This is a genomic window from Haloquadratum walsbyi J07HQW2 (assembly GCF_000415985.1).
GTDB classification, from domain to species: Archaea; Halobacteriota; Halobacteria; order Halobacteriales; family Haloferacaceae; genus Haloquadratum; species Haloquadratum walsbyi_B.
The window spans coordinates 3,566,704-3,568,875 of record NZ_KE356561.1 but is presented as its reverse complement, the minus strand read 5'-3'; the positions used below and the strand labels follow the sequence as shown (position 1 = coordinate 3,568,875).

At 51.8% G+C, this 2,172-nt stretch carries 4 protein-coding genes; all 4 read left to right on the top strand.

What is annotated here, in order from left to right; genetic code table 11:
* On the top strand, nt 1–473 hold a 473-nt coding region (locus tag J07HQW2_RS19440), incomplete at its 5' end, for a homing endonuclease associated repeat-containing protein (RefSeq protein WP_021056847.1).
* 6 nt (nt 474–479) lie between these two features.
* Entirely contained in the window at nt 480–722 is a 243-nt protein-coding gene (locus tag J07HQW2_RS19435) for an HNH endonuclease (protein WP_343122491.1), read from the top strand.
* A gap of 345 nt (nt 723–1,067) precedes the next feature.
* Nucleotides 1,068–1,430, top strand: coding sequence for a hypothetical protein (locus J07HQW2_RS16545; RefSeq protein ID WP_021056845.1), 363 nt, complete (start codon nt 1,068–1,070; stop codon nt 1,428–1,430).
* Between the two features lie 40 nt (nt 1,431–1,470).
* The gene (locus tag J07HQW2_RS16540; RefSeq protein WP_048075366.1) at nt 1,471–2,124 is read left to right on the top strand and encodes a hypothetical protein; all 654 of its coding nucleotides are present in this window, start codon (nt 1,471–1,473) and stop codon (nt 2,122–2,124) included.
* Nucleotides 2,125–2,172: the final 48 nt, after the last annotated feature.

Sequence of the window (2,172 nt, the reverse complement as noted above, 5' to 3'; positions counted from 1 at the left end):
CATACAAGCGAGCATTCGGAACGTGGAATCGGGCTCTTGAGAAAGCCGGACTGGGAGTCCATTCTGCGTGGGGTGTGAGCGATGAAAATCTGATAGCTGAACTCAAGAGACTCAACGAAGAGTTGGGTCACGTTCCCCGTAAGGGTGAGATGGAAAATCAGAGAAGATGGAGCGGATCGATCTACCAGAAGCGGTTCGGTTCTTGGAACGAGGCTCTGACAGCCGCTGGCTTCGAGCCGAACGAGCGGTGGCGAATTCCGCGGGAGGATTTGTTGACCGAATTGCGAGACCTTACAGAAGAGTTGGGCCACCCGCCGACAACGAGTGAGATGCTTGAACACGGGAAGTTCACGACCCAGCCGTATCGGCGCGTATTCGGTACGTGGCGAACAGCACTGCAGGCGGCCGATCCGGACTATCTAGAGAACTACCGCCAATCAGATACCGACACGATTCCGTTTGGTTCGGACTGACCACAGATACGGGAGGAGATCATCGCCCGTGACAACGACACCTGTCTCCGGTGTGGGATGGACCGCGAAACACACCGAGACCAATTCGGGCGCGATCTCCATGTGCATCATCGGATTCCACGACGACGATTCTACAACGATCCAGATCGGTCAGTCGACGATGCAGATATTCCAAGCAATCTACTGACACTCTGTATTCCGTGTCATCGGCGTCTCGAACGAATGCCAGTTCAGCCAGTAGTTGGGTGATCTGACGAATACAGAACCGGGCCAGTCGCTCGTGAGATTATTAGTAACTGACAGCAGTCGCGTGCTGAATACAGAGCGCGTATCGGTCACTGGTCTCCCCCAGAGAAACGGGATTAGGAATCGCTCAGTACAGAGGATGTATGGAATGATAAGCCCGTTTCTCTATCACGGTATTAGCACTGTTACATGCAAGTCGTGTTTTCTCGGCCAACCTCGAGAATAAGGCCGTGTTCAGGTTCTCTTCTTCTGCATTCTTTACTCTCGAAGCACCCGGTATCCTCTCGAATCGAGAGTATGTTGGACATTACGATGAGGCCATCTACTTAATTCTCGACAGAATATCAAATGTCTCGATCTGTTAGTGAAGTTGTCATCTCCACACCGCGTCAGTGGTCACTCCTGGCCGGTATCACTTTCTTCGTTGCAGGATTTTTTGCAGCGCTTTCCGTAACGATAACTCCAATTTTCACGATTTTCTACGGTGGCGTCGGGCTATCAAAGCAAGCGTTTCCCCTCCTGGTAGCCGTCGCAACTGGTCTTGTTGGTGGAATCAGTTGGTGGTTGGTAGTTGAGCGGCTCGGGCGGCCAACACGGGAGCGCGGGGCCATTGTTTGGGATGTTGACCGGAATACTGGTACATCCAATTGTGTGGGTTTTGATTCTCTCCGTGGAGTCTTTACAGGCAGGACGCTGGCCACTGAGCGGTAGCCGCCTGGTGTTTTCTCTATTTCTCTATTGGGGGTTGGGCTTGGTTGGCACATTCACTGTCATTGTTGGCGTGGCTTGCGGGCTTTTCTTCACAGTTGTGCGTGGTCGATTTGGAGACGAAGAAGTCACCGGTCGGAGTCTGCCAATTGTGGGGGCTTCGACCGTTTTCACTGGTTGGATAACGGTGTTTCTCCTGATGCTCACATCGGGAGTATACTTGGGCGGACTGCTGGCTGCTGGCGTGACGTTACTCGCGCTTCGTCGATTACCCGTTGTTCGGACGTTCCTCTCAGCAAGTTATCGTCTCGACAACTCTTCAAGAGCGGTACTCTCGGAGGTGTCATTCCGTTCGCGTCACGTAGTTGTTGTCTCGATCGTCAGTACGGTCGGCTTCTTCGTTGTGGCGGTGGGATACCTGCTGGTAGCTACGGTTCTCTATCACGATGTAGTATCCTCGTTATTCCATGTGACGGCAGATTCTACCTGGTACTCTCTCTGGGAACTCCGTCTCTATTTCTACCCCGCGATTTTTGTCATCATAAGCGTACCAATCGCCGTAATTGTAAATCGATATGTCAATCACTTATCTCCGGCACAATCGATACGTCAGGCTGTGATTGAGTGGAGCGCATTTTTTATGTTGGTCTCGTTCAGTAACACACTGGTGATTTTGCTAATATTCAGTGGATGGTAAATTAGTGCTACCCAGCAATGTCCCTTCGGTCAGAATGAGCGCTAGGTA